The sequence below is a fragment of the Ruegeria sp. O11 genome (assembly GCF_056535285.1).
In genome coordinates this window covers 215297-237070 of the sequence record NZ_JBQERS010000005.1, presented here as the reverse complement: position 1 = coordinate 237070, position 21774 = coordinate 215297, and the positions used below count along the sequence as shown (strand labels likewise).

Genomic DNA, 21774 nt, shown 5'->3' with positions numbered 1-21774 from the left:
AAGCGCAGGGGGAGCCCAAAAGAATCGCCATGACAAAAAAAACCGTTCTTTGCTGTAAACAGGTGGCCACCATGGGGGGCGACCAGCCCTATGGGATGATTGAGGATGGCGCGATAGCCGTCGAAGGATCACAGATCGTCTGGGTGGGCAGTCAATCTGAAGTTCCAGCAGCTTATGCTAAATGGCAGCGTGTTGATTACGGTGACCGACTGATCACGCCCGGGCTGATTGATGCCCACACCCATGTAGTATTCGGCGGTAACCGCGCGGTAGAGTTCGAGATGCGCCTAAACGGAGCGACCTACGAGGAAATCGCGCGCGCGGGCGGGGGCATCCTGTCGACCGTAAACGGGACGCGAGCTGCCTCGGAAGATGAACTGCTTGCAGGTGCTCTTCCGCGCGTGGATGCGCTGTTGGCCGAAGGTGTATCCTGCATCGAAGTGAAATCCGGCTATGGGCTCGATGCCGGATCTGAACTGCGCATGCTGCGTGCCGCGCGCCGGATTGCGCAGGAGCGGCCCGTTCGGGTTAACACCAGCTTTCTGGGCGCACACGCCACTCCGCCGGAATTTGCGGGCCGCGACGATGCCTATATCGATGAGGTTTGCATTCCGACCCTACGCGCGGCCCATGCCGAAGGACTGGTGGACGCGGTGGATGGGTTCTGCGAAGGCATTGCCTTTGACCCCACACAGATCGAACGGGTTTTTGTTGTCGCGCAAGAGCTTGGCTTGCCGGTGAAGCTGCATGCTGAGCAGTTGTCTAACCTCGGCGGGGCAAAGCTGGCGGCAGCCTACGGGGCTTTGTCCGCTGATCATATCGAGTATCTGGACGCCGACGGTGTTGCCGCCATGGCCACCGCCGGAACGGTTGCGGTCCTTTTGCCCGGCGCATTCTACACGCTGCGCGAGACGCAGATGCCGCCAGTTGAGATGTTGCGCCAGCAGAATGTGCCAATGGCGCTGGCGACCGATTGCAATCCGGGGTCATCACCGCTGACCTCTCTGCTTTTGACGATGAACATGGGTTGCACCTTGTTTCGCATGACACCCGAGGAAGCCCTGGCAGGTGTCACCCGCGTCGCGGCCCGCGCTTTGGGTCTGGATGATACGGGCATGATCGCACCCGGTTTGCGTGCTGATCTCGCTGTTTGGGACATCTCCCATCCGGCCGAACTGTCCTATCGCATCGGTTTCAACCCGCTGCACAAACGTATTTTTGGAGGTGAGGAATGACTCCCCTACCGCTCACTCCGGGCCAGGTGTCGCTGGATCAATTGGCCGAGATTTATTGGAACGAGGCCGCGATCTCGTTGGATGATGCCTGCCGACCCAAGGTAGACGCCGCTGCGGCTCGTATAGCGCAAGCCGCCGAAGGGACTGAGCCCGTCTATGGCGTGAATACCGGCTTCGGTAAGCTGGCGAGCCATAAGATTGCGTCCAAGGACACCTCGACCCTGCAGCGCAACCTGATCCTCAGCCATTGTTGCGGGGTGGGCCCTGCGGTGCCGCGTCGTCTGGCGCGGCTGATGATGTCGCTCAAGCTGCTGTCCTTCGGGCGCGGAGCGTCGGGGGTTCGCTGGGAGCTTGTCGAATTGTTGCAACAAATGCTGGCCCGCGGTGTGACACCTGTGATCCCGGCGCAGGGTTCGGTCGGCGCATCAGGAGATCTTGCGCCGCTGGCCCATATGACCGCAGTTGTGATTGGCGAGGGCGAGGCTGAGGTAAATGGCTCCGTTATGCCGGGTGCGGCGGCCTTGAAAACAGTTGGCTTAGAGGCGATTCAACTTGGCCCAAAGGAAGGTCTCGCGTTCATCAACGGGACGCAATTTTCGACCGCCTTTGCGCTGGCCGGTTTGTTCGAGGGCTGGCGTTCGGCGCAAAACGCGTTGGTGATTTCGGCGGCCTCAACGGATGCGATCATGGGCTCCACCGCCCCTCTGCAACCCGAAATTCACGCGCTGCGCGGCCATCGCGGCCAGATCGAGGCGGCGGCGGCAATGCGGGCCACTTTGGACGGCTCTGAAATCCGCGAAAGCCATCGCGATGGGGATACTCGCGTTCAGGACCCATACTGCATTCGTTGCCAGCCACAGGTGACGGGCGCGGCGATGGACGTAATCCGGCAAGCTGCCGCAACACTGGTGATCGAGGCCAACGCGGCCACCGACAATCCACTGGTTCTGACCGATCCGGATGCCATCGTATCGGGCGGGAACTTCCACGCTGAGCCGGTGGGTTTTGCAGCCGATATGATCGCACTGGCCCTGTCCGAAATTGGAGCAATCGCGCAACGTCGGATCGCGCTGATGGTCGATCCTGCGCTCAGCTTTGATCTGCCACCATTCCTGACGCCAGAGCCAGGGCTGAACTCGGGCCTGATGATCGCCGAGGTCACTACGGCCGCTCTGATGAGCGAAAACAAGCACCTGGCCAACCCCTGCGTGACAGACAGTACGCCCACATCGGCCAACCAGGAAGACCACGTCTCGATGGCTGCCCACGGGGCGCGGCGGCTGAGCCGGATGGTGGATAATCTGAACTATATTTTGGGGATCGAACTGCTTTGCGCCGCGCAAGGCATCGAATTCCGCGCGCCTCTGGTGACTAGCAAAGCGCTGACCAGCGTGGTTGGGCGTTTGCGTGAGGATATCCCGTCGCTAGGCGATGATCGCTATCTGGCGCCCGAATTGGAAACCGCGAAGTCCCTGGTCGAAAGCGGAACTATTCTGCAGGCAGCTGCCCAGCCCATGCCGGAGCTGTCGTAATGCAAGTTTTCAGCGTTCAGCGTGGCGATGGGCCTATTGTTCTGGGCCAACCGCATGGCGGCACGTTTGTACCCGACGACATCGCCGCGCGACTGAACGCGAACGGGCAAATTTTGGCGGATACGGATTGGCATATCAATCAGCTCTACGATGGGTTGGTGGCCAATGCGACGGTCGTGCAATCTCATGTCCACCGCTATGTCATTGACGCCAACCGAGACCCTGCGGGCGCATCATTATATCCGGGGCAGAATACGACAACATTGGTGCCATTGACCGATTTTGACGGTCAGTCGATCTGGGTAGAGAGGCAAGCGCCCTCAGCAGACGAGATTGAATCGCGTCGCATCGCCTACCACGCGCCCTACCACAACGCGCTTGAGCAAGAGCTTGAAAGGGTGCGGGCAAAACACGGGGTGGCGATCCTGTTTGACTGCCACTCGATCCGCAGCAAGATCCCGTTCCTGTTCGAAGGTACCCTGCCGGATATGAACATCGGCACCGATGGTGGCGTGACCTGCGCCCCCGGTATTGAGGCCGCGGCCTATGAATTTTCGCATTCCTCCCCCTACAGCACCGTCCTGAACGGGCGCTTCCGAGGGGGCTGGACGACCCGTCACTATGGCCGCCCGAATGAAGGCCTGCACGCGATCCAGATGGAGCTGGCGCAATCCACCTATCTTTCCACCGAAACCCCTCCGTGGGCGTTTGACGACAAGAAAGCCGAACGCCTGCGTCGCTGGTTGGTGGATACTCTCGACGCCATCCAAGACACTGCATTGGAGCTTTGACATGACCGATCCTCGCAAGAATACCCGCGATATCTATCCGCCCACCGGCCCCGAACTGAACGCAAAAAGCTGGGTGACCGAAGCGCCATTGCGGATGATGATGAACAACCTGCATCCGGATGTGGCCGAAAACCCGCATGAGCTGGTGGTTTATGGAGGCATCGGTCGGGCGGCGCGGACATGGAACGATTTCGACCGGATCGTCGCAGGGCTGAAGGATCTCGAAGAGGATGAAACCCTGATTGTCCAGTCGGGCAAACCGGTGGCGATCATCCGTACTCATAAAGATGCACCGCGCGTTCTAATCGCCAACTCGAACATCGTGCCGCATTGGGCCAATTGGGATCATTTTAACGAGCTCGATAAGAAGGGCCTGATGATGTACGGCCAGATGACGGCTGGGTCGTGGATCTATATCGGCACGCAGGGCATCGTTCAGGGCACCTATGAGACCTTTGCCGAGGCAGGTCGTCAGCACTATGGCGGTGACCTTACTGGCAAGTGGATTCTGACCGGTGGTCTGGGCGGCATGGGTGGCGCACAGCCTCTAGCAGCGGTGTTTGCCGGTGCCAGTTGTCTGGCAGTTGAGTGCAATCCAGACTCGATCGATTTCCGCCTGCGCACCAAGTATCTCGACGAAAAAGCCGAAACGCTGGACGAAGCGCTTGAGATGATCGACCGCTGGACAAAGGCGGGCGAGGCGAAATCTGTGGGTCTGCTGGGCAATGCGGCGGAGGTGTTCCCCGAGATTTACGCGCGGATGCAGGCCGGTGGCATGCGCCCCGATATCGTCACTGACCAAACCAGCGCCCATGACCCGATCAATGGGTACCTACCGATCGGTTGGAGCATGGCACAGTGGAAGGACAAGCGAGAGACTGATCCTAAATCGGTTGAAAAAGCTGCCCGCGCGTCGATGAAGCAGCATGTCGCTGCGATGGTCGACTTCTGGAATGCGGGCGTCCCGACGCTCGACTATGGCAACAACATCCGGCAGGTGGCGCAGGACGAAGGTCTTGAGAATGCCTTTGCGTTCCCAGGATTTGTCCCCGCTTATATTCGCCCGTTGTTCTGTAAAGGCATTGGTCCGTTCCGCTGGTGTGCATTGTCGGGTGATCCTGAGGATATCTACAAGACCGACGCCAAGATGAAGGAGCTATTCCCCGAGAACGAACACCTGCATCGCTGGCTCGATATGGCGCAAGAACGCATCGCGTTTCAAGGCCTTCCGGCGCGTATCTGCTGGATCGGTCTCGGAGATCGCCATCGCGCCGGATTGGCATTCAACGAAATGGTGGCCAATGGCGAGCTGAAAGCGCCGGTTGCTATTGGGCGAGACCATCTGGACTCGGGCTCGGTCGCCAGCCCAAACCGCGAGACCGAGGCGATGCTGGATGGCTCAGACGCTGTGTCGGACTGGCCGCTGCTGAATGCGCTGATCAATACGGCCAGCGGTGCGACCTGGGTTTCGTTGCATCATGGCGGCGGCGTGGGTATGGGCTTTAGCCAGCACGCAGGTGTGGTTATCTGTGCAGATGGCACTGAAGATGCCGCACGGCGCCTGGAGCGGGTGTTGTGGAACGATCCCGCCTCGGGGGTGTGGCGCCACGCGGATGCGGGGTACGAGATCGCCAAAGACTGCGCCCGCGAACATGGGCTGCGGCTGCCAGGTATTCTGGGCTAGATCAAACTGCCTCTGGCGAAAATGCTGCACCTGCGATATCTCGCGGGTGCGCAAATCGGAGGCCTGACATGTACGTAGCCACTCTGCTGACCAACCCAGCGACCCCTTCGCTGGAGGCAACGCTGGTCGAGTCGTTGCGGAATGCTTGGGGCGGGGGTGAGGCGAATTGGCTGTGTCCCGATGAGGCGGCTGAGTTTTCCTTGCTAGATATTCCCGACAATCGCTGGGAGGTATGGGCCGACTTGCAGCAGATGGGCGTGGACCTGGTCGTGCAGAAGGCCGAAGGCCGCCGGAAAAAGATGCTGTTGGCTGATATGGACAGCACCATGATCCAACAGGAATGCATCGACGAACTGGCTGATGAGGCTGGTGTGGGCGATCGCGTCAAGGACATCACCGCGCGCGCGATGAATGGCGAACTGGATTTCGAAGGTGCGCTGACCGAGCGCGTCGGCCTGTTGAAGGGGCTGGATGAAGGCGTGATCGGCAAGGTTCTTGAGGAACGGATCACGCTGATGCCCGGCGGTAAGGCCTTACTTTCCACGATGCGCGCGAATGGTGCCTACGCCGCTTTGGTATCGGGTGGTTTTACCGCTTTTACAGCCAAGGTCGCCGAAGAGCTTGGGTTCGATGAGAACCGGGCGAATACATTGCTGGCAGAGGATGGAAAGCTTACCGGCGACGTTAAGCGGCCCATACTGGGGAGACAGGCCAAAATCGAGGCATTGCAGCAGATCACGGCCAGCCTTGGCATTTTAGAAAGTGATGCAATCGCTGTTGGTGACGGTGCCAATGATCTGGGAATGTTGGGCCGCGCGGGCACGGGTGTAGCGCTGCACGCAAAGCCCTCTGTTGCAGCGGAATGCGACGTGCGCATCAATCACGGTGATCTGACTGCTCTGCTATATTTGCAGGGATATGCTAAGGCGTCTCATCGCTACTGATCGCGTATATTCACCTTTCAATTTGGTTGCTCAAAGCCTGCGCGCAGAGTAATTTTGCTGCAATGCTACCGGGTTCCAATATGCTTCAAGTTCGGTGGTCGAATAACCAAGTTTGATGGCCAAGTTTAGTACCGCGTTCAGAAGCGGTTCTTGAATCTCTCCAATATCTGTTCGCAGGATTCGCTGTACTTTATCTACAGGCGGTGACGAAACGTTGTACTGGGCCGGACCGGCGAACCTGTTCAGAAATAATTTCAACTTTGGATCGTTAGCCGCGTATAGGTCCTCAAACTTATAAATTCCCGAAAATCCTGGCACATCGTGCTGTTCTAAAGCGAATTGATTGATCTCAAGCCAATTGAACAAGTTTTTCTCGAATGGCGAGAAGGTCTCAGCATTCTCAGCCACATTCTTGTGATAGACAGTTGGGTCGTTCGGATGAATTGCAGCAATTCTTTCCGTGCGCCTACCTCTGGAGACATTTGGAACAAATATCCCATGGGTGGCGTGAGACGCGGCGACACTAAATGGATTTCGAACTAGATGCGCAAATCGCAGAGATTCACCAAAGCGCGCCGCAAAATAGGGCAGCCATGCGTAACTTGTCCAACCTACATCGATGTAGCTTTTGTCTTCCGCAAGCAGATCTTCAATCTCGATCAGCTTGCGCTGGATCTGCACATGTTTGCCAAGAACGCCAAAGTAATTCCTTGGGCGACGGAATACCCTTCTGGAATGATAATCCGGGCCGATTCCTTCATGCTCAACGGTAACTTGAGGCAATGAATCTGCCAGTATCGACGCCAGATTTTGTGTCGATGTTCGACCCGTTGAAAGAAGAAATCTGACGGTCGCCATATTGGTTTCTTAACTCCACTCTTTCCTAAGCAATAAGTCGTGGAATCTTCCGGTGCAAGCTAGGGATTTATCAGCGAAACCCAATCGAATAGACCGGCCACTTGATCATTTAACCAAAAAATTAAATAGTAGACTTATGACGCCACTGCTGACCGCATTCTCCGCCTTGTCTGATGCCACTCGGTTCTCGATTGTCGAGCAACTGATGGACGAAGGCGAGCTGCCCGTCGGCGACCTGATTGAAGGCAAGGGCATGTCAGGGGCTGCGATCTCGCGTCACCTGAAGGTCCTGCGCGAGGCCGGGTTGGTGCAACAACGGGTGTGTGGCACGCAACGGATGTATTCGGTGCAGCCCGAGGGTCTGCGCGCGATTGCCGAATGGACGATTTCAAAACGACATTTCTGGGAAAGCAGCCTCGACCGTTTGGGCGAGCTTATTGAAAGGGAAAACTCATGGCCGACCTGAAACTGGAGCGAGATTTTCCCGTTAGCCCCGAGGACCTGTTCGCATGGGTTAGCGATGGCGCAAAGCTGCTGCAGTGGTGGGGGCCTGAGGGTCTGCATGTGCCGGAACATGGTCTCGATTTTTCGCGCATTGGTCCGTGGTATTCGGTGATGCAGGATGGCGAGGGCCAGCAATTCAAGGTTTCGGGGCACGTCACCCATATCGATCGGCCAAAATCGGTTGGATTTACATGGGCATGGCACGACGATCAGGATCAGCGCGGTGCCGAAAGCCATGTGACCTTTTCGGTTTCCGCGACCGACAGCGGATCACGGCTGGTGGTCGATCATCGCGAGCTTGTTGATGCCGAGTCGGCCACGAACCACAACGAAGGCTGGACGTCTTCGCTGCGCAAGCTCGAAGCACTTTGCAATTAGGTTTTCATCAGGGAGGAGCGATGTGCCCCAATATTTGTTTGTTTATCACGGGGGCCACACCCCAACCGATCCCGCCGAGGTTGAGGCCACCATGGCCGCATGGGGAGCCTGGTTTCAGGACATAGGCGGCGCGCTGGAAATCCCAGGGAATCCTGTGGGTCAATCCTACACGGTCAGCAGTGGCGGGGTCGAAGACAATGGTGGCGCCAACCCGGCCTCGGGCTTCACCGTCGTAAAGGCCGATAGCATCGAAGCCGCAACTGCGATGGCCAAGGGCTGCCCGATGGTTGTGGACGGCTCAGGCTCGGTCGAAGTTGCCGAGGTGCACGAGATCGAGATGTAGCCCTAGCCGGGGAACCCCGGTGCAGGTTTGATCACGCCGCATTCCAGCCCGCGACGGCTGTATTGTGTGGCATTCATGAATTTGCGGGTGGCCGGGTGATCGGCCTCCAGCACACCAAGGCTGACAAGAATGGCCGCGATGGCGCATTCGCTGGCGCGGGTCGTGCCGTCCGTGATTTTCAGCGCAATACCCATTCTCTTCTCGGGAATGATGGCGACAAAAACAGCTTCGGCGCCTGTTTTGATCGCCACACGACCATGCATCGCGCGCATTAATTCGGTACAGGCGCGGGTTTCTCCGGCGACAAGTTCGGGGTGCTTCACCATCGCCGCCGTAAGCTGCGATGCTGCTTCGCTGGAGCGGTCTGACCGGTCAGCGGCTGACGCAAACCATGCCATTGATCGCGCAAGTCCCACCAGGGACGTCGCAAAATTCGGGGCTGAGCAACCATCGATCCCAAAGGTTGGGCTCGTCTCACCTGTGGTCTCTTCGATGGCAGACAGGCAGGCCTGCTGAACCGGGTGATCGATTTCAAGATATTCAGGCCCGGCCCCCATATGCTGGGCCAAAGTCAGGAATCCGCAATGCTTACCTGAGCAATTATTGTGTATCTGGCAGGGCGTATCGTCCGCCAGGATCAGTCCGTCTCTGGCTGCCATGTCAGCGGGTTCCTGCGGACCGCAGCGCAGATCAGGCTCGGACAGGCCGAGGTGATCGAGCCATGCGGACACTCGATCAGTATGGATATGCGCCCCGTTATGCGAGGCACAGGCCAGCGCCAAATGTTCTCTGTTCAAACCGTATTTTGCCGCCGCACCCGAGGTGATCAACGGCAGGGCCTGGATCATTTTGGCCGAGGATCGGGGGTATATTATCGCGTTCGGATCCCCCCAACTGCGCACGATCTGACCACTATCGTCACAGATCACTGCGTGACCCAGATGCAGGCTCTCTAATAGCGATCCGCGCCAGAGTTCTGTCATCGGTACGGCTTGTGTCATGTCCACCCCATAAATCATGCGCAAAAATCTGCCAATCGCCCTTTCGCCTGTGGCGAAACCTGCGTTAGTGTGTGTATGTCGTCAATCATCGGAATACGCAACTGAACAGACGAACCGGCAGGGTTCGCACGCATGTCCGATGGGTATGAGGTATTAGGTCGGGCTAGGAGGCTGGACAGATGGGACTAAAGCTCGTTCGCGTGATCGCGGGCCTGTGTATGGCAGGAATGGCGACAACGGCAATTGCTCAGCAGGCGACCAGTACGAACCGCGTCGCGGCAAAGACCGATTGGAGCGTGTTTGTCGAAGAAGACCCCACCGAATGCTGGAGCGTTTCCGCGCCCAAGGAAACAGTGAACACACGCGGTGGCCGCGTCGTTTCCGTGCGGCGCAGCGATATCCTGCTGTTTGTGTTCTACCGCCCAAATGCTGAGGTCAAAGGGCAAGTGACCTTTACCGGCGGCTATCCGTTTGCCTCTGGATCGACTGTCAATCTACTTGTCGATGGCAGCGAATTCGAACTGTTCACGGATGGCGAATGGGCGTGGCCTGCAACCGCCTCGGACGATGCCAAGATCGTCACGGCTATGAAGCGCGGAAGCGAAGCCGTGCTGACTGCCCGTTCGGAACGTGGAACACAGACCAAAGATACGTTCTCATTGCTGGGTTTCACGGCCGCGATCGAAGACGCTGAAAAGCGCTGCACGAACTAAAGTGCACACAGATATGACCTCGAAACCCCGCTATCCGGCGGGGTTTTCTACGTATGGGTAGATCTTTTGGTTTTATTGGAAATTTACTCAACGTCGGAATGTGTTTTTGATCCGTGTCAAAGCCGACTTCTCGAATTTCTGAACTAATCAGTTTAGATCAATTTGAGGAGTTGACAATGAATCCAAACAAATATCTGTCCGCGCTTTTGGTGGCGTCTGCGGTGATCCTTGCAGGATGCGAGAAGGAAGCGGAAACTTATCCAATTACGGGTGAGCAATGTGGACAGGAAGATCCCGTAAAAACTCTGGATGCAGAAGATTGCTACATCCCACCTGCAGTAAACTGAAAAAATGGACCGCTGAGGTTTCTGCCTTGGCGGTCCAACTTGATTGGGCGTGGGTTTTGATCTGTGATAGACAGGTGTCTCTGTCAGGAGGATCGACGGATGCGATGGGCTATTGTTTTTCTGCTGTTTCCCATGTCCGCAGTTGCGGACCCAACAATGGAGTGTATCGACGCCGGATCGCAGGTTGAGATTGGGCCTTGTGTTTCGGACATGGAAACGCGCGTGAATGCCGCGATAGACTCCAGCTATTCCTTGGCACTTGGCGCTGCAAAAGAACTGGATGACGTCACCGGTCGCGCTGTCGCCACGCCCGCGCTGGAGGCATCGCAAAACGCGTGGACAGCTTATCGCGATGCACAGTGCGAAGCGGTGGGTGCGTCATTTGGTGGTGGATCAGGCACCGGCATTGCCATAACTGCGTGCCGCGTTGATCTTGGGCGGGCACGTGTTGACGACTTGCTGCGCTATGCAAATTGATGCACGATTTCTTTTGATCTTTGTGCGCGTTCCTATATAGAGGCGCATCCCAAGCCAGAATCCATTGAGATAGCCACATGTCGCCCAAAGCGCCGATCACTCAAGATGTCATGACCATCCCCCGCAAATTGCCCGAGGGGAAGGTGAACCTTGTTGGCCTCACCCGTGATCAATTGCGCGATGTGCTGATTGAGCATGGTACACCGGAAAAGCAGGCAAAGATGCGCACCGGCCAGATCTGGCAGTGGATCTATCAATGGGGTGTGCGCGATTTTGGTGAGATGACCAACCTCGCCAAAGCTTATCGGGCACAACTTGCCGAGAATTTCGTAATCGAAATCCCCGAAGTCGTGACCCGTCAGGTGTCCGAGGACGGCACACGCAAATACCTGTGTCGCATCGCGGGAGGGCACGAAGTAGAGGTCGTCTACATCCCCGAAGAAGATCGCGGTACGCTGTGCATCTCGTCTCAGGTCGGCTGCACGCTGACCTGCTCATTCTGTCATACGGGTACACAGAAACTGGTGCGCAATCTGACCGCGGCAGAGATCGTCGGGCAGGTCATGATGGCGCGGGACGATCTTGAGGAATGGCCGACACCCGGTGCCCCCAAGGACGAGACACGGCTGTTGTCGAATATCGTGCTGATGGGTATGGGCGAGCCGCTCTATAACTTTGAAAATGTCCGTGACGCGATGAAGATCGCCATGGACCCCGAAGGGATTTCCCTGTCACGCCGACGTATTACCCTGTCGACTTCGGGTGTGGTGCCTGAAATTGAACGTACGGCCAAGGAAATTGGCTGCCTATTGGCGATCTCGTTCCACGCCACAATCGATGAAACCCGCGACGTGCTGGTGCCAATCAACAAGCGCTGGAACATCGAAGAGCTGCTGCAGGCACTGGCCAGCTACCCCAATGCCTCGAACTCCGAGCGAATTACGTTTGAATACGTGATGCTGGATGGCGTGAATGACAGCGATGAGGACGCGCATCGACTGATCGAGCATATCAAGCGCCATAAGATTCCGGCAAAGATCAACCTGATTCCGTTCAACGAATGGCCCGGCGCGCCTTACAAGCGTAGCTCGAACAACCGTATCCGCGCCTTTGCCAATATCATTTATCAAGCGGGTTATGCCTCACCCATCCGCAAAACACGCGGTGAGGATATCATGGCTGCCTGCGGGCAGTTGAAATCGGCCACCGAACGCGCCCGAAAATCGCGCAAGCAGATTGAGGCCGAGGCTGGCCTGAACCGCTAGATTCCGCAGATTGTCGGCCACTACGATAAACTTAATAAATTGAATGCTGTTTTGGCATTCAGAATTTGCTATGTTTAAAGGGCATCTGCTCTGGTTGGGGGGTCACTAGCAAACACAAAGTGGTGAAGTTGCTGGGGCGGTGCTAGCAACACTATTTAAGGCCGCTATCATTTTTCGAACTTAATGCGGCATTTCGGCGAACTGATCAGTCAGGGAGGCCATAGAATGATTACAAGACACCTGCCGATCGTTAAGATCGTGCTGTTTATTGCGGTGTTGGGGCTTATTTCTGTTGCGGGAAATGCACAGAACAACGATCAGGATGCTCATCTGGCCATTGAAAACCCGGCTAATCTGTCCAAGGAAGATGCTCAGGCTCATTACAAATCTCTGTCCCGGCGCATGGAACGAGGCTATGCCGCAGCCCAGTTGGACGTGCTTTTGAACTATCAAGCCTGGCCGCTGTTCAACGATGCGCCCTATATCTCGGCCACCCATGGGCAGCGCTATGTCAACAGCTACGCCAATCGCATGGCGCATAATTACGGAACCTTGCAGGAAGGTGAGGTTTTGCCTGTGGGCTCGGTTCTGGCCAAAGACAGCATGACCGTCACCGATGAGGGTAACATGCATCCGGGTGCCTTGTTCGTGATGGAAAAACTACCGGCGGGTACCAACCCTGAGACAGCAGATTGGCGATACATCATGGTGATGCCGGATGGTTCGCTGTTTGGCGACACGATGGGCTTTCGCGCGTCCGAGGTCGATTACTGCCATGTCTGCCACGAGGCAGTTGCTGACAGGGATTATACGTTTTACGTGCCTGAAGAGTATCGCGTCGAGAACTGAACTTCAGCTTGCTGGTAAGGTCAGTTCGGTGGCCTCACGGCGGCTAAGTTGCTCACCCTGCTTGCGTTTGGACAGAACTTCGCGTGCACGCGCGTATTTCTCATCCTGCCAGAAGATCAAACAGCCGTTGCAGCCTTTGCCGCAACATCCTTCGGTTCCGATGCGATTGGTTTTGAAGCGGCGTTTGTTGCCGTCTTCTCCGATTTTCTCAATCAGTTCATCGCGACGGCGCGCATAAGCTTTGGCGTTGTCACGACCCGAGGTTTCCAGCCCTTGCACCAGCTTGTCGAACCGAATGCGGCTCCAATGTTCGTCGGTCAGGGCGCGTTCTTTGCGCAGGACCGAATAGACAGGGAAACGCGCGCGTAGATCTTCGATATCCTCGTGATCGAAAAGCGTGAATGGCAGGCGGATAATTGTCTTGGTGCTCCCATGCACCACGTCCAGTCTCGCGCCATCTTGGGCGCATTCGAAGTTATAAACCCGTAACAACACGGTATCGCGTGAAATCGGAGAGACGAAGTCTAACACATCCCCAGGTTCCAGCTTGTTTTTCACCTCGACTAGAAAGGCATCCTCGGTCACTTCAGTGACGATTCCCGCATATTCCCACTGCGCGATAGACGCGGTGTGCTCGTAATCATGTGCGTAGTTTGTCAGTCGGCCTTCGTGGAAGGCAAGCGTGTAGCCTCGGTTCCCGACGGTTTCGAGTTCACGCATGTAAGGTTTCGGGTCCCAGTTCTCGGGGTCGGCGTGATAATCGTCGATGGCCATACGATAGGCGCGCGCGACGATGGCAGCATAGTATTCCGACTTGCCGCGCCCTTCGACCTTCAGGCTGTCGACGCCGATCTTCAGGTATTCATCCAGTTTCGGCATGATGCACAGATCGCGCGAGTTGAGGATGTAGGACCCCCGGTCATCCTCTTCGATGGGCATTAAATCGCCGGGGCGGCAGCCTTCTTCCAACAAGAACTCGAACAGGTCGGCGTTTTCGTCGGTAATGCGTAGCTCCTGATGCGTGCCATCTTTGAGGCGCAGCTTCAGACCATAATTCCAGCGGCAGGAATTGGCGCAGTTGCCTTGGTTCGCTCCGCGTTCGGCCATGAAATTCGATAGCAGGCAGCGGCCCGAATAGGTCATGCACATCGCGCCATGGACGAATGCCTCTAGCTTGATGTCGGGGCAATTCTCGCGAATCTCGACCAGTTCGGTGTAGGAGACTTCGCGGGCCAGTACCACAAGCTCAGCCCCCTGATCCTGCCAGAACTTCACCGACAGCCACGAACAGATATTGGCTTGCGTCGAGATATGCAGCGGCAGTTCCGGTGCCCGTTCGCGGACGTATTGGAACACGCCGGGATCAGCGATGATCAGCCCGTCGGGCTTCACCTTGCGGACGGTGTCGATGTATTCATCTAGCTTTGGGATATCTTTGTTGTGCGAGAAAAGGTTCAGCGTCAGGTACGCGCGCCGGCCATGGCTATGGCAGAACTCGACCCCCTCCATCACCTCCTCCAGCGAGAACTCGGATTTCGTGCGCAGAGACATATCCGGTGTGCCCAGATAGACCGCATCCGCACCATACAGGATGGCGAGTTTTAACTTGCGTAGATTGCCCGCAGGCATCAGCAATTCGGATCTGGACTGGGTCATAGGGATACCGGGCTAAGGATCAAGGGCGTGTTCTACGCCAAATCCCCTGTGCCCAAAACCCCGTTACCTGCGACGGAATCGCGCTGTTCCGATCACTTCGATCAGTTGTTGGCGAACCGGTTCTGGTTGCGCCTCGACCGCGTTTAGCACCTCGCGCAATTCGGCGCGCAGCCCATGCATCTGGTCGATAAGCGAGATCATCATCGACAGGGCATCGGCCTCCATGTCGTACTGGTCATGCAGTTCGCATGCCAGTTCCAGTCGGGCAACGTCGATGCGCTGATATCGCAGCCCTTGCTCCGATTGCTCGGGGATCACGATTTCAGCGGCAAGATACTCGGTCAGGCGGTCCGAGGTCAGCCGGGTGATGGCGTCGATCAGTTCGGCTTCGGTCAATGTACGGCTCATGACGGCATTCCTTTGCGCGGATCATAGCTGTGGGTTTCGCGCCATGTCTCCATGAAATGCTTCAATTCATCGTCTACCTTGTTTGGCATTGCGACGGTCAATTCGATGAACTGATCACCCCTATCGGACGAGCCGCGCTTCTTGACCCCTTTGCCACGCAGGCGCAGGGTTTTGCCGCTGCTGGTCCCTGCGGGGACACTGACATTGACGCCCCCGTCGATGGTCGGCGCTTGGACCTTGCCGCCCAATACCGCCTCGTCAATGGTGATGGGTAAAGTAATGTGGATGTCATCGCCCTGACGGTCAAACACCGGATGATCCGCAACCGAGATGGTGACCAGCGCATCCCCGGGAGGGCCTTCACCATATCCCGGTGCCCCCTTGCCACGCAGGCGGATGGTTTGACCGGTCGTGATGCCCGCCGGTATCTTCACTTCAATCCGGTTCCCATCCGGTAGGGTCAGCTTTTGGCTGGCGCCGAATACGGCATCCAGAAAACTGATCTGCAGTGAGTAATTCAGGTTGTGCCCTGGCGCGTGGAACTCTTGTGTTCGTTGGCCATAACCACCCCGCCCGCGCATGAACTCGGCGAAGATGTCGGACATGTCGTCTTGCTCGGTCGAATACCCGCGATAGGGGTTGCCTGCAGCTTCGGCATAGTCCCGATAATATTGCTGCTGTGGACGTTCCTGACCGGTCGCATCAATTTCGCCATTGTCATAGCGTTTGCGTGTTTCGGGGTCTTTCAACAGGTCATAAGCGGCGGCAGCGGCTTTGAACTTGGCTTCGGCTTCCGCATCACCCGGCTTAAGGTCCGGGTGACACTCCTTCGCGATCTTCCGGTAGGCTTTCTTGATCTCGGCATCGCTGGCGTCTTTGGCGACACCAAGAACGGTATAGGGATCGTCGCTCATATTGCCTCTCGTCGATGTAGGTATGGCCTGGCCTTGATGAAGGTATTTTATCATGTGATTTCAACAGGTCAAAAAACCTTCGGGGTCGAATTACCTCGCAAATTCTGGTTGTCCTGCTAATATCTGCATGTTTCGAAGTGTTGATTGTCGGAGATCACCTTATGTCACGCAGAATAAAATCCGCTCTCGCGTTACTAGCCGGGAATGCCATCGGGTTGTTGCTTGCTTCGTTGCTGCTGGCGGGCTTTGCAATCAAGCCGATCTCGTTCATCGTTGTAGTGATTGTCTTTACGCTGGTTCAAGTCGTAGCCGAACCGCTGATCCTGAAGCTGGGCGAGAAGAAGGCCCCGGCGCTGAAAGGTGGGATCGCACTGATTGTCACATTTGTGGGCTTGCTGGTGACCGATCTGATAACAGCGGGGCTAACAGTTGGAGGTATTTCCAACTTACTGGCAGCGACTTTGCTGGTATGGCTGGGCGCGTTGATCGCCAGCATCGTGCTGCCAATCTACGTGTTCACCGAGCTGCGTGAACCTAAGAAGAAATCATAACGCGTTCAGGCTGGCCTCGATCGCCCGCCACAGTTCTTCTACCGGCTCGCACCCGACAGACAAGCGGATAAAGGCAGGGTCGACCGCATCGCCCCAGCGGGCACGCCGCTCGGCTGAGCTGTGGACACCGCCGAAGGATGTGGCAGGGCGCAACAGGGGGCAGGCGTTGATGAACTGTTCGGCTTTGGTCTCAGACTCCAGCGTGATTGTCAGCAGAAAACCGAACCGAGCGGTTTGGGCAGCCGCCAATGCGTGTGATGGATCACCGGGCAGGCCGGGATAGCGAATGTGTTCTACGGCCGGGTGCGATACCAACCGTTCGGCCAGAACTTGCGCCGAGCTACACATGCGATCAAACCGCACATCCAGCGTTTCAAGGCCACGGTGCAACAACCACGCCTCGTGCGGCCCCGGTATCGCACCTGAAACGCGGCGCCATTCCTCTACGCGTTCCATGATTTGCGAATCGCGGCTGGCGACATGGCCCATCAGCAGGTCCGAATGCCCGCCCATCGCCTTCGTATCCGAACTCACCACTACATCGACGCCAAGGTCCAGTGGGCGTTGGCCCAATGGCGTCATGGTTGTGTTGTCGGCAATCGTGATGCCACCAGCCTCGCGCACGGCCCTGGCGATTGCTGGCAGATCAAGCATATCCAGACCGGGGTTCGATGGGCTTTCCAAGAACACGACATCAATTCCGTCAAAGCCACCTTCGGCAAAGGCAGTAGTTGGGCGTTCGACGATTGAAACGCCCAGATTCGACAGGAACCGGTCGGCCAGAAGCCGGGTCACATAGTATCCGTCGGATGGGATTAGCAAGCGTGACCCTGCTTTGACCGTGGCAAACAACGCAGCCGAAATCGCCCCCATGCCAGAAGGAAAGCTGAGGCAGGCCGCGTTTTCGAGATGCGACAGGACGTGCTCCAGGTGAACCCAAGTCGGGTTGTCGACCCGGCCATAACTGGCGTGACCGTCTGGATCACCCGGCAAATGAAACATGCTGCTTTGGATCAATGGCAGGGCCACAGGCTCGCCCTTGTCCAACGCGTTTCCGCGCAAGTGGAGCATCTCGCCGGTCTTGGGTCCAGTCATGGTTCAGCGTCCTGGAATTTGGTCACGCGGGGGAGCGGGCTCCCAGTTCTCGATAATCTCGACCGCCTCCTGCGCGGTGTCGACAAAGCGGAACAGGTCCAGATCTTCGTCCGAGATGGTGCCCGCGTCCGCCAGCGCTTCCCAGTTGATGACTTTCTCCCAGAACTCACGCCCGAACAGCAGGAAGGGAACGCGCTCCATCCGTCCTGTCTGGATTAGGGTCAAGGATTCGAACAACTCGTCCATAGTGCCGAACCCGCCCGGGAAAATAGTGATGGCGCGCGCTCGCATCAAAAAATGCATCTTGCGGATAGCAAAATAGTGAAAGTTGAAGCTGAGATCAGGCGTTACATACAGGTTCGGGGCCTGTTCGTGCGGCAGCACGATGTTCAGGCCGATGGAGCAGCCCCCCGCATCCTGTGCACCGCGATTACCCGCTTCCATTACGCCGGGGCCGCCGCCGGTGACGATCACATTTTCACGACAGCCGGTCTGGTTCGACTTCTCTGTCATCAGTCGCGCGAACTCGCGCGCCTCATCGTAGTACTTTGACAGACCGGCCAAGGTCGCGGTTCGCGCCGTGTGTTTCTGGGCTGGTTCCGGGATACGTGCACCCCCAAACATGACGATGGTCGAGGTGATTTCACGCTCGGTCATGATCATCTCGGGCTTGAGCAACTCCAGTTGCAGGCGAACGGGGCGCAGCTCATCCCGGCACAGGAAATCATCATCAGCGAAGGCAAGTCGATAGGCCGATGACCGCGTCTGCGGCGTGTCCGGCACTTCGCTTGCGGTCGAGCGGTCGGTCTGTGCGTCGCGAAAGGGGCTGAGGCGATCTTCTCTCATAAACGGTGTTCCCTGCTTGCGTGTTTCCAAAACAGCTATAGGGTTCGCGGGAAGAGTGCCAGTCACGGAAAGACAAGAATGGATTGGAAAAGTGAAATATTGGCAGCGCGGGATCGCATTGCCGGACATGCACAAATCACACCTGTGATGCAGAGCAATGCGCTGGGCTATCCGGTCGAGTTGAAGCTGGAGCATATGCAACACACTGGCAGCTTCAAAGCGCGCGGCGCGTTCAACACTTTGCTAAGCATGGATGTTCCTTCGGCGGGCGTGGTGGCGGCATCGGGTGGCAACCATGGAGCGGCTGCGGCTTATGCGGCGCATGCGTTAGGTCATCCGGCGAAGATTTTTGTACCCGAGCTTGCAGGACCGTCGAAGATTTCCCTGATCGAACGGATCGGAGCCGATTTGAGCGTGGTTCCGGGGGAATATGCCAACGCTTTGACCATGGCTCAGGCACATGAGGCTGAATCTGGTGCAATGCAAATCCACGCCTATGACGCGCCCGCAACCGTCGCTGGGCAAGGGACGTGTTTTGCTGAATGGGACGCGCAGGGTTTGCAGGCAGATACAGTTCTGGTTGCTGTCGGTGGCGGCGGCCTGATTGCTGGGGCGCTGGCTTGGTTTCAGGGTGCGCGCAAGGTTGTGGCTGTCGAGCCGGAAACCTCCTGCGCGCTGAATGCTGCCTTGGCTGAAGGTGAGCCGGTTGATGTTTCGGTCTCAGGCATTGCAGCGAATGCGTTAGGCGCACGTCGAATTGGCGATATCTGCTTCGGTCTAGCACGGGGGATGACTTCGGTTTTGGTTCCCGATGAGGCGATAGCGCAGGCCCAGCAGACATTGTGGCAAGCTCATCGAATTTTGGTGGAACCAGCTGGGGCCGCAGCCATGGCTGCGCTGATCTCAGGTGCATATCAGCCCGAACCAGATGAGCGGGTTGCGGTTCTTATCTGCGGTGGGAATATTGCGCCGGACCCCCTGGCCGATTGAATTAACTGCTTGTGGAAACACGTTGTGAATTTTATCTATAATTTATGACTGCGACCATTGCCGACACGATATATCAAGCGCTGAGCCAGAAGATCATAACTGGCGACCTTGTCGCCGGTGAGAAGTTGCGTCAGGACCATATCGCGCGCGACTTTGAAACCAGCCATGTGCCAGTGCGCGAAGCGCTGCTGCGGCTTGAGGCACATGGATTGGCCAAAAGCGAGCCGCGAAAGGGCATGCGTGTCACTGCCTTGGACCCCGCCGAAGTGCGTGAGGTGATCGAAATGCGTGTCGCGCTTGAAACTCTGGCATTGCAGCATTCAGCGCAAAACATGACCCCAACCGCACTGAAAGTAGCTGATCGGGCGCGAAAAGACTGCGATGAGGCTGACAGTATGCCGCAATGGGAAGCGCGGAACAGAATCTTTCACCGAGCTATCTTGACGCCATGCGGCCTACCTCGCCTGTTGCATGCGATTGATGATCTGCATATTGCCAGCGCGCGGCATCTGTTCGCGCACTGGCGACCAAAATGGATGCAGCGGATCGATACGGATCACGCGGCCATAATTCAGGCGTTAAAAAGCAAAGATGTGTCAGCGGCGACATCGATTCTGGTGCGCCATATTCGCCGCGCAAATTGAATTCTTTCAGGCAGTTAAGTGCTATTTTTTCACCGCTGAAGATTTCACTTGATTTTTAATAGATAAAAATGATGATCATGAGTCAACTGGTCAATAATTATCTATAAAAGGAAGTACAATGAAAACCATGCTGCGATCCGCCTTGCGGACTACCGGTGCGCTCAGCCCGGCGGGACAGATCATCCGTGTCGTGATGGGCATCTTTCTGCTGACAGCCAGCGCAAAAGTCCAAGTGCCATTTTGGCCGGTGCCGATGACCCTGCAGGTCGCTGCCGTCATGGCGATTTCTGCAGCTTTCGGGATGCGCCTCGGATCCGCAACTGTGATTGGCTACATGGTGGCTGGAGCCGTCGGTCTGCCGGTTTTTGCCGGGACACCCGAAAAAGGCATCGGACTGGCCTATATGATGGGCGGCACTGGTGGCTATCTGCTCGGCTTCGTTGTTGCCGCGGCCATCGTCGGATGGGTGGCGGATAATCTACGCAAGCTGTTTTTGGTCCCGGCCATGTTAGCTGGGCTTGTAGCGATCTACGCTCTGGGTCTGGGGTGGCTGGCCCAGTTTGTACCTGCAGACAAAGTGCTGGTTTACGGTTTCAGCCCGTTTATCGTAGGTGATCTTGTAAAGATCGCGTTGGCGGCCGTTATCGTGATTGGTCTGCCAACGGGTTTGATGCAGAAAATCCGCGGGTCGCAAGCGGATGCTTGATACCGGACAGGACATCCGCAGCAACTGGACCGTGGATGAGGTGGAGGCGCTACTGCGCCTCCCGCTGCTGGATCTGGTTGGCCGTGCAAATACCATCCATCGGACGTATCACGACCCGGAAGACATTCAGAAGGCCAGCCTGCTATCGATCAAAACCGGCAGCTGCCCGGAAGATTGTGCCTATTGCCCTCAATCCGCGCATCACCGAGAGGTCGAACTGACCAAAGAGAAATTGATGGACCCCGGGCATGTGGTCTCGCTGGCGAAACGGGCCAGGGATGCCGGGGCTGAGCGGTTCTGCATGGGGGCCGCGTGGCGCCAAGTGCGGGATGGGGAAGAATTCGACAATGTTCTGGAAATGGTTCGGGGCGTTCGCAATCTGGGGATGGAAGCCTGCGTGACACTGGGTATGTTGAAGCCGCATCAGGCCCAACGACTCGCCGACGCGGGACTAACTGCCTACAATCACAACCTTGACACCTCGCCGGAGTTCTATGGTGAGATCATCGGGACGCGCACCTATCAGGATCGGTTGGAAACACTCAGCTATTGCCGTGACGAAGGTATCGATCTGTGTTGTGGAGGTATCATCGGCATGGGTGAAAGTCTGCGGGATCGTGCTTCTCTATTGCGGGTTCTAGCGAGTTTTGACCCACATCCCGAAAGCGTTCCAATCAATGCTCTGATCCCGATTAAGGGCACTCCGCTGGAGCAACGAGAGAAGGTGAGCATCTTCGACCTGGTGCGCATGGTTGCGACCGCACGTATCACCATGCCAGCAACCCGCGTACGCTTGTCGGCGGGCCGGTCTGACTTTTCGACCGCAGAGCAGGCATTGTGTTTTCTCGCCGGCGCAAACTCGGTTTTCTACGGAGATGTTTTGCTGACCGCACCCAATGCTGGAACGCAAAATGACAGGGACATGTTTACAGTTCTTGGCGCAATAGCAGAAGATTGACGCATGTAGGGTTGCTTGCGTCGCATTGCGCCATGGTTTCACCTTGCGTATAGGCCACATCAACGTGAACAGATTCTCTAGGGAG

General features: G+C 56.8%; 25 protein-coding genes. 18 read left to right on the top strand and 7 right to left on the bottom strand.

Translation table 11 applies throughout. From position 1 onward, the window contains the following. Positions 1–29: 29 nt before the first annotated feature. The 5 genes from hutI (at position 30) to serB (ending at position 6186) form a co-directional block, all read left to right on the top strand. A complete protein-coding gene (hutI, locus tag ACRZ91_RS12780; protein WP_170545418.1) occupies positions 30–1235 on the top strand; it encodes an imidazolonepropionase in 1206 nt (401 codons plus the stop codon). Then, positions 1232–2767, top strand: a complete 1536-nt coding sequence (gene hutH / locus ACRZ91_RS12775) for a histidine ammonia-lyase (RefSeq protein WP_480905884.1) — start codon at positions 1232–1234, stop codon at positions 2765–2767. The genes hutI and hutH overlap by 4 nt, the downstream gene beginning before the upstream one ends. Next, positions 2767–3558, top strand: coding sequence for an N-formylglutamate deformylase (gene hutG / locus ACRZ91_RS12770; protein ID WP_480905881.1), 792 nt, complete (start codon positions 2767–2769; stop codon positions 3556–3558). Before hutH ends, hutG begins: the two co-directional genes overlap by 1 nt. Position 3559: 1 nt before the next feature. Continuing rightward, positions 3560–5242 carry a urocanate hydratase gene (gene hutU, locus ACRZ91_RS12765; protein WP_480905878.1) on the top strand — a complete coding sequence of 561 codons (1683 nt, stop codon included), beginning with the start codon at positions 3560–3562 and terminating at the stop codon, positions 5240–5242. A gap of 68 nt (positions 5243–5310) precedes the next feature. Then, positions 5311–6186 carry a phosphoserine phosphatase SerB gene (gene serB / locus ACRZ91_RS12760; protein WP_480905875.1) on the top strand — a complete coding sequence of 292 codons (876 nt, stop codon included), beginning with the start codon at positions 5311–5313 and terminating at the stop codon, positions 6184–6186. 30 nt (positions 6187–6216) lie between these two features. On the opposite strand, the gene ACRZ91_RS12755 is transcribed toward serB, so the two are convergent. Further along, a complete protein-coding gene (locus ACRZ91_RS12755) occupies positions 6217–7044 on the bottom strand; it encodes a hypothetical protein (protein ID WP_480905872.1) in 828 nt (275 codons plus the stop codon). A gap of 136 nt (positions 7045–7180) precedes the next feature. Here ACRZ91_RS12755 and ACRZ91_RS12750 point away from each other — a divergent pair, with 136 nt between their 5' ends. From ACRZ91_RS12750 to ACRZ91_RS12740, 3 genes are read left to right on the top strand one after another with little or no spacing between them, the layout of a single operon-like run. After that, on the top strand, positions 7181–7510 hold the full coding sequence (locus ACRZ91_RS12750; RefSeq protein ID WP_480905869.1) for an ArsR/SmtB family transcription factor: 330 nt from the start codon (positions 7181–7183) through the stop codon (positions 7508–7510). Beyond that, positions 7498–7926, top strand: coding sequence for an SRPBCC family protein (locus ACRZ91_RS12745; protein ID WP_480905866.1), 429 nt, complete (start codon positions 7498–7500; stop codon positions 7924–7926). The genes ACRZ91_RS12750 and ACRZ91_RS12745 overlap by 13 nt, the downstream gene beginning before the upstream one ends. Before the next feature lie 22 nt (positions 7927–7948). Further along, positions 7949–8269, top strand: coding sequence for a YciI family protein (locus tag ACRZ91_RS12740; protein WP_480905863.1), 321 nt, complete (start codon positions 7949–7951; stop codon positions 8267–8269). A gap of 2 nt (positions 8270–8271) precedes the next feature. On the opposite strand, the gene ACRZ91_RS12735 is transcribed toward ACRZ91_RS12740, so the two are convergent. Next, positions 8272–9270, bottom strand: coding sequence for an asparaginase (locus ACRZ91_RS12735; RefSeq protein ID WP_480905861.1), 999 nt, complete (start codon positions 9268–9270; stop codon positions 8272–8274). 179 nt (positions 9271–9449) lie between these two features. On the opposite strand from ACRZ91_RS12735, the gene ACRZ91_RS12730 reads away from it, so the two are divergent. The 5 genes from ACRZ91_RS12730 to ACRZ91_RS12710 all read left to right on the top strand — a co-directional run bounded on the left by ACRZ91_RS12730 (position 9450) and on the right by ACRZ91_RS12710 (position 12921). Then, entirely contained in the window at positions 9450–9983 is a 534-nt protein-coding gene (locus ACRZ91_RS12730) for an invasion associated locus B family protein (RefSeq protein ID WP_010440673.1), read from the top strand. Positions 9984–10159: 176 nt separating this feature from the next. Continuing rightward, the gene (locus ACRZ91_RS12725; RefSeq protein ID WP_480905858.1) at positions 10160–10330 is read left to right on the top strand and encodes a hypothetical protein; all 171 of its coding nucleotides are present in this window, start codon (positions 10160–10162) and stop codon (positions 10328–10330) included. A gap of 99 nt (positions 10331–10429) precedes the next feature. After that, on the top strand, positions 10430–10807 hold the full coding sequence (locus ACRZ91_RS12720; RefSeq protein WP_480905855.1) for a lysozyme inhibitor LprI family protein: 378 nt from the start codon (positions 10430–10432) through the stop codon (positions 10805–10807). A 77-nt stretch (positions 10808–10884) separates the two neighbouring features. Next, positions 10885–12072, top strand: coding sequence for a dual-specificity RNA methyltransferase RlmN (gene rlmN / locus ACRZ91_RS12715; protein WP_480905852.1), 1188 nt, complete (start codon positions 10885–10887; stop codon positions 12070–12072). Positions 12073–12297: 225 nt separating this feature from the next. Then, positions 12298–12921, top strand: a complete 624-nt coding sequence (locus tag ACRZ91_RS12710; protein ID WP_480905849.1) for a cytochrome P460 family protein — start codon at positions 12298–12300, stop codon at positions 12919–12921. A 3-nt stretch (positions 12922–12924) separates the two neighbouring features. Here ACRZ91_RS12710 and ACRZ91_RS12705 read toward each other — a convergent pair whose 3' ends face one another. From ACRZ91_RS12705 to ACRZ91_RS12695, 3 genes are all read right to left on the bottom strand, one after another. After that, positions 12925–14577, bottom strand: a complete 1653-nt coding sequence (locus ACRZ91_RS12705) for a U32 family peptidase (protein WP_480905847.1) — start codon at positions 14575–14577, stop codon at positions 12925–12927. Between the two features lie 63 nt (positions 14578–14640). Then, the gene (locus ACRZ91_RS12700; protein ID WP_480905844.1) at positions 14641–14985 is read right to left on the bottom strand and encodes a hypothetical protein; all 345 of its coding nucleotides are present in this window, start codon (positions 14983–14985) and stop codon (positions 14641–14643) included. Continuing rightward, the gene (locus ACRZ91_RS12695; protein WP_480905841.1) at positions 14982–15899 is read right to left on the bottom strand and encodes a DnaJ C-terminal domain-containing protein; all 918 of its coding nucleotides are present in this window, start codon (positions 15897–15899) and stop codon (positions 14982–14984) included. Before ACRZ91_RS12695 ends, ACRZ91_RS12700 begins: the two co-directional genes overlap by 4 nt. 161 nt (positions 15900–16060) lie before the next feature. Between ACRZ91_RS12695 and ACRZ91_RS12690 the strand changes: the two genes are divergently transcribed. Further along, complete coding sequence (locus ACRZ91_RS12690) at positions 16061–16450, top strand: hypothetical protein (protein ID WP_170476398.1); 390 nt, start codon at positions 16061–16063, stop codon at positions 16448–16450. Here the strand turns inward: ACRZ91_RS12690 and ACRZ91_RS12685 are convergent. Further along, entirely contained in the window at positions 16445–17545 is a 1101-nt protein-coding gene (locus tag ACRZ91_RS12685) for a cystathionine gamma-lyase (RefSeq protein WP_480905837.1), read from the bottom strand. The two genes, ACRZ91_RS12690 and ACRZ91_RS12685, sit on opposite strands and share 6 nt — an antisense overlap. 3 nt (positions 17546–17548) lie before the next feature. After that, complete coding sequence (locus ACRZ91_RS12680) at positions 17549–18391, bottom strand: LOG family protein (RefSeq protein WP_170545375.1); 843 nt, start codon at positions 18389–18391, stop codon at positions 17549–17551. Between the two features lie 78 nt (positions 18392–18469). On the opposite strand from ACRZ91_RS12680, the gene ACRZ91_RS12675 reads away from it, so the two are divergent. From ACRZ91_RS12675 to bioB, 4 genes are all read left to right on the top strand, one after another. Then, positions 18470–19381: a threonine/serine dehydratase gene (locus ACRZ91_RS12675; RefSeq protein ID WP_480905835.1), complete on the top strand. Its 912-nt coding sequence runs from the start codon at positions 18470–18472 to the stop codon at positions 19379–19381. Positions 19382–19425: 44 nt separating this feature from the next. Next, positions 19426–20025: a GntR family transcriptional regulator gene (locus ACRZ91_RS12670; RefSeq protein ID WP_480905833.1), complete on the top strand. Its 600-nt coding sequence runs from the start codon at positions 19426–19428 to the stop codon at positions 20023–20025. A gap of 118 nt (positions 20026–20143) precedes the next feature. Then, on the top strand, positions 20144–20731 hold the full coding sequence (locus tag ACRZ91_RS12665; RefSeq protein ID WP_480905830.1) for a biotin transporter BioY: 588 nt from the start codon (positions 20144–20146) through the stop codon (positions 20729–20731). Continuing rightward, positions 20724–21689, top strand: coding sequence for a biotin synthase BioB (bioB, locus tag ACRZ91_RS12660; protein WP_480456556.1), 966 nt, complete (start codon positions 20724–20726; stop codon positions 21687–21689). The genes ACRZ91_RS12665 and bioB overlap by 8 nt, the downstream gene beginning before the upstream one ends. The last annotated feature ends 85 nt before the right edge of the window (positions 21690–21774 follow it).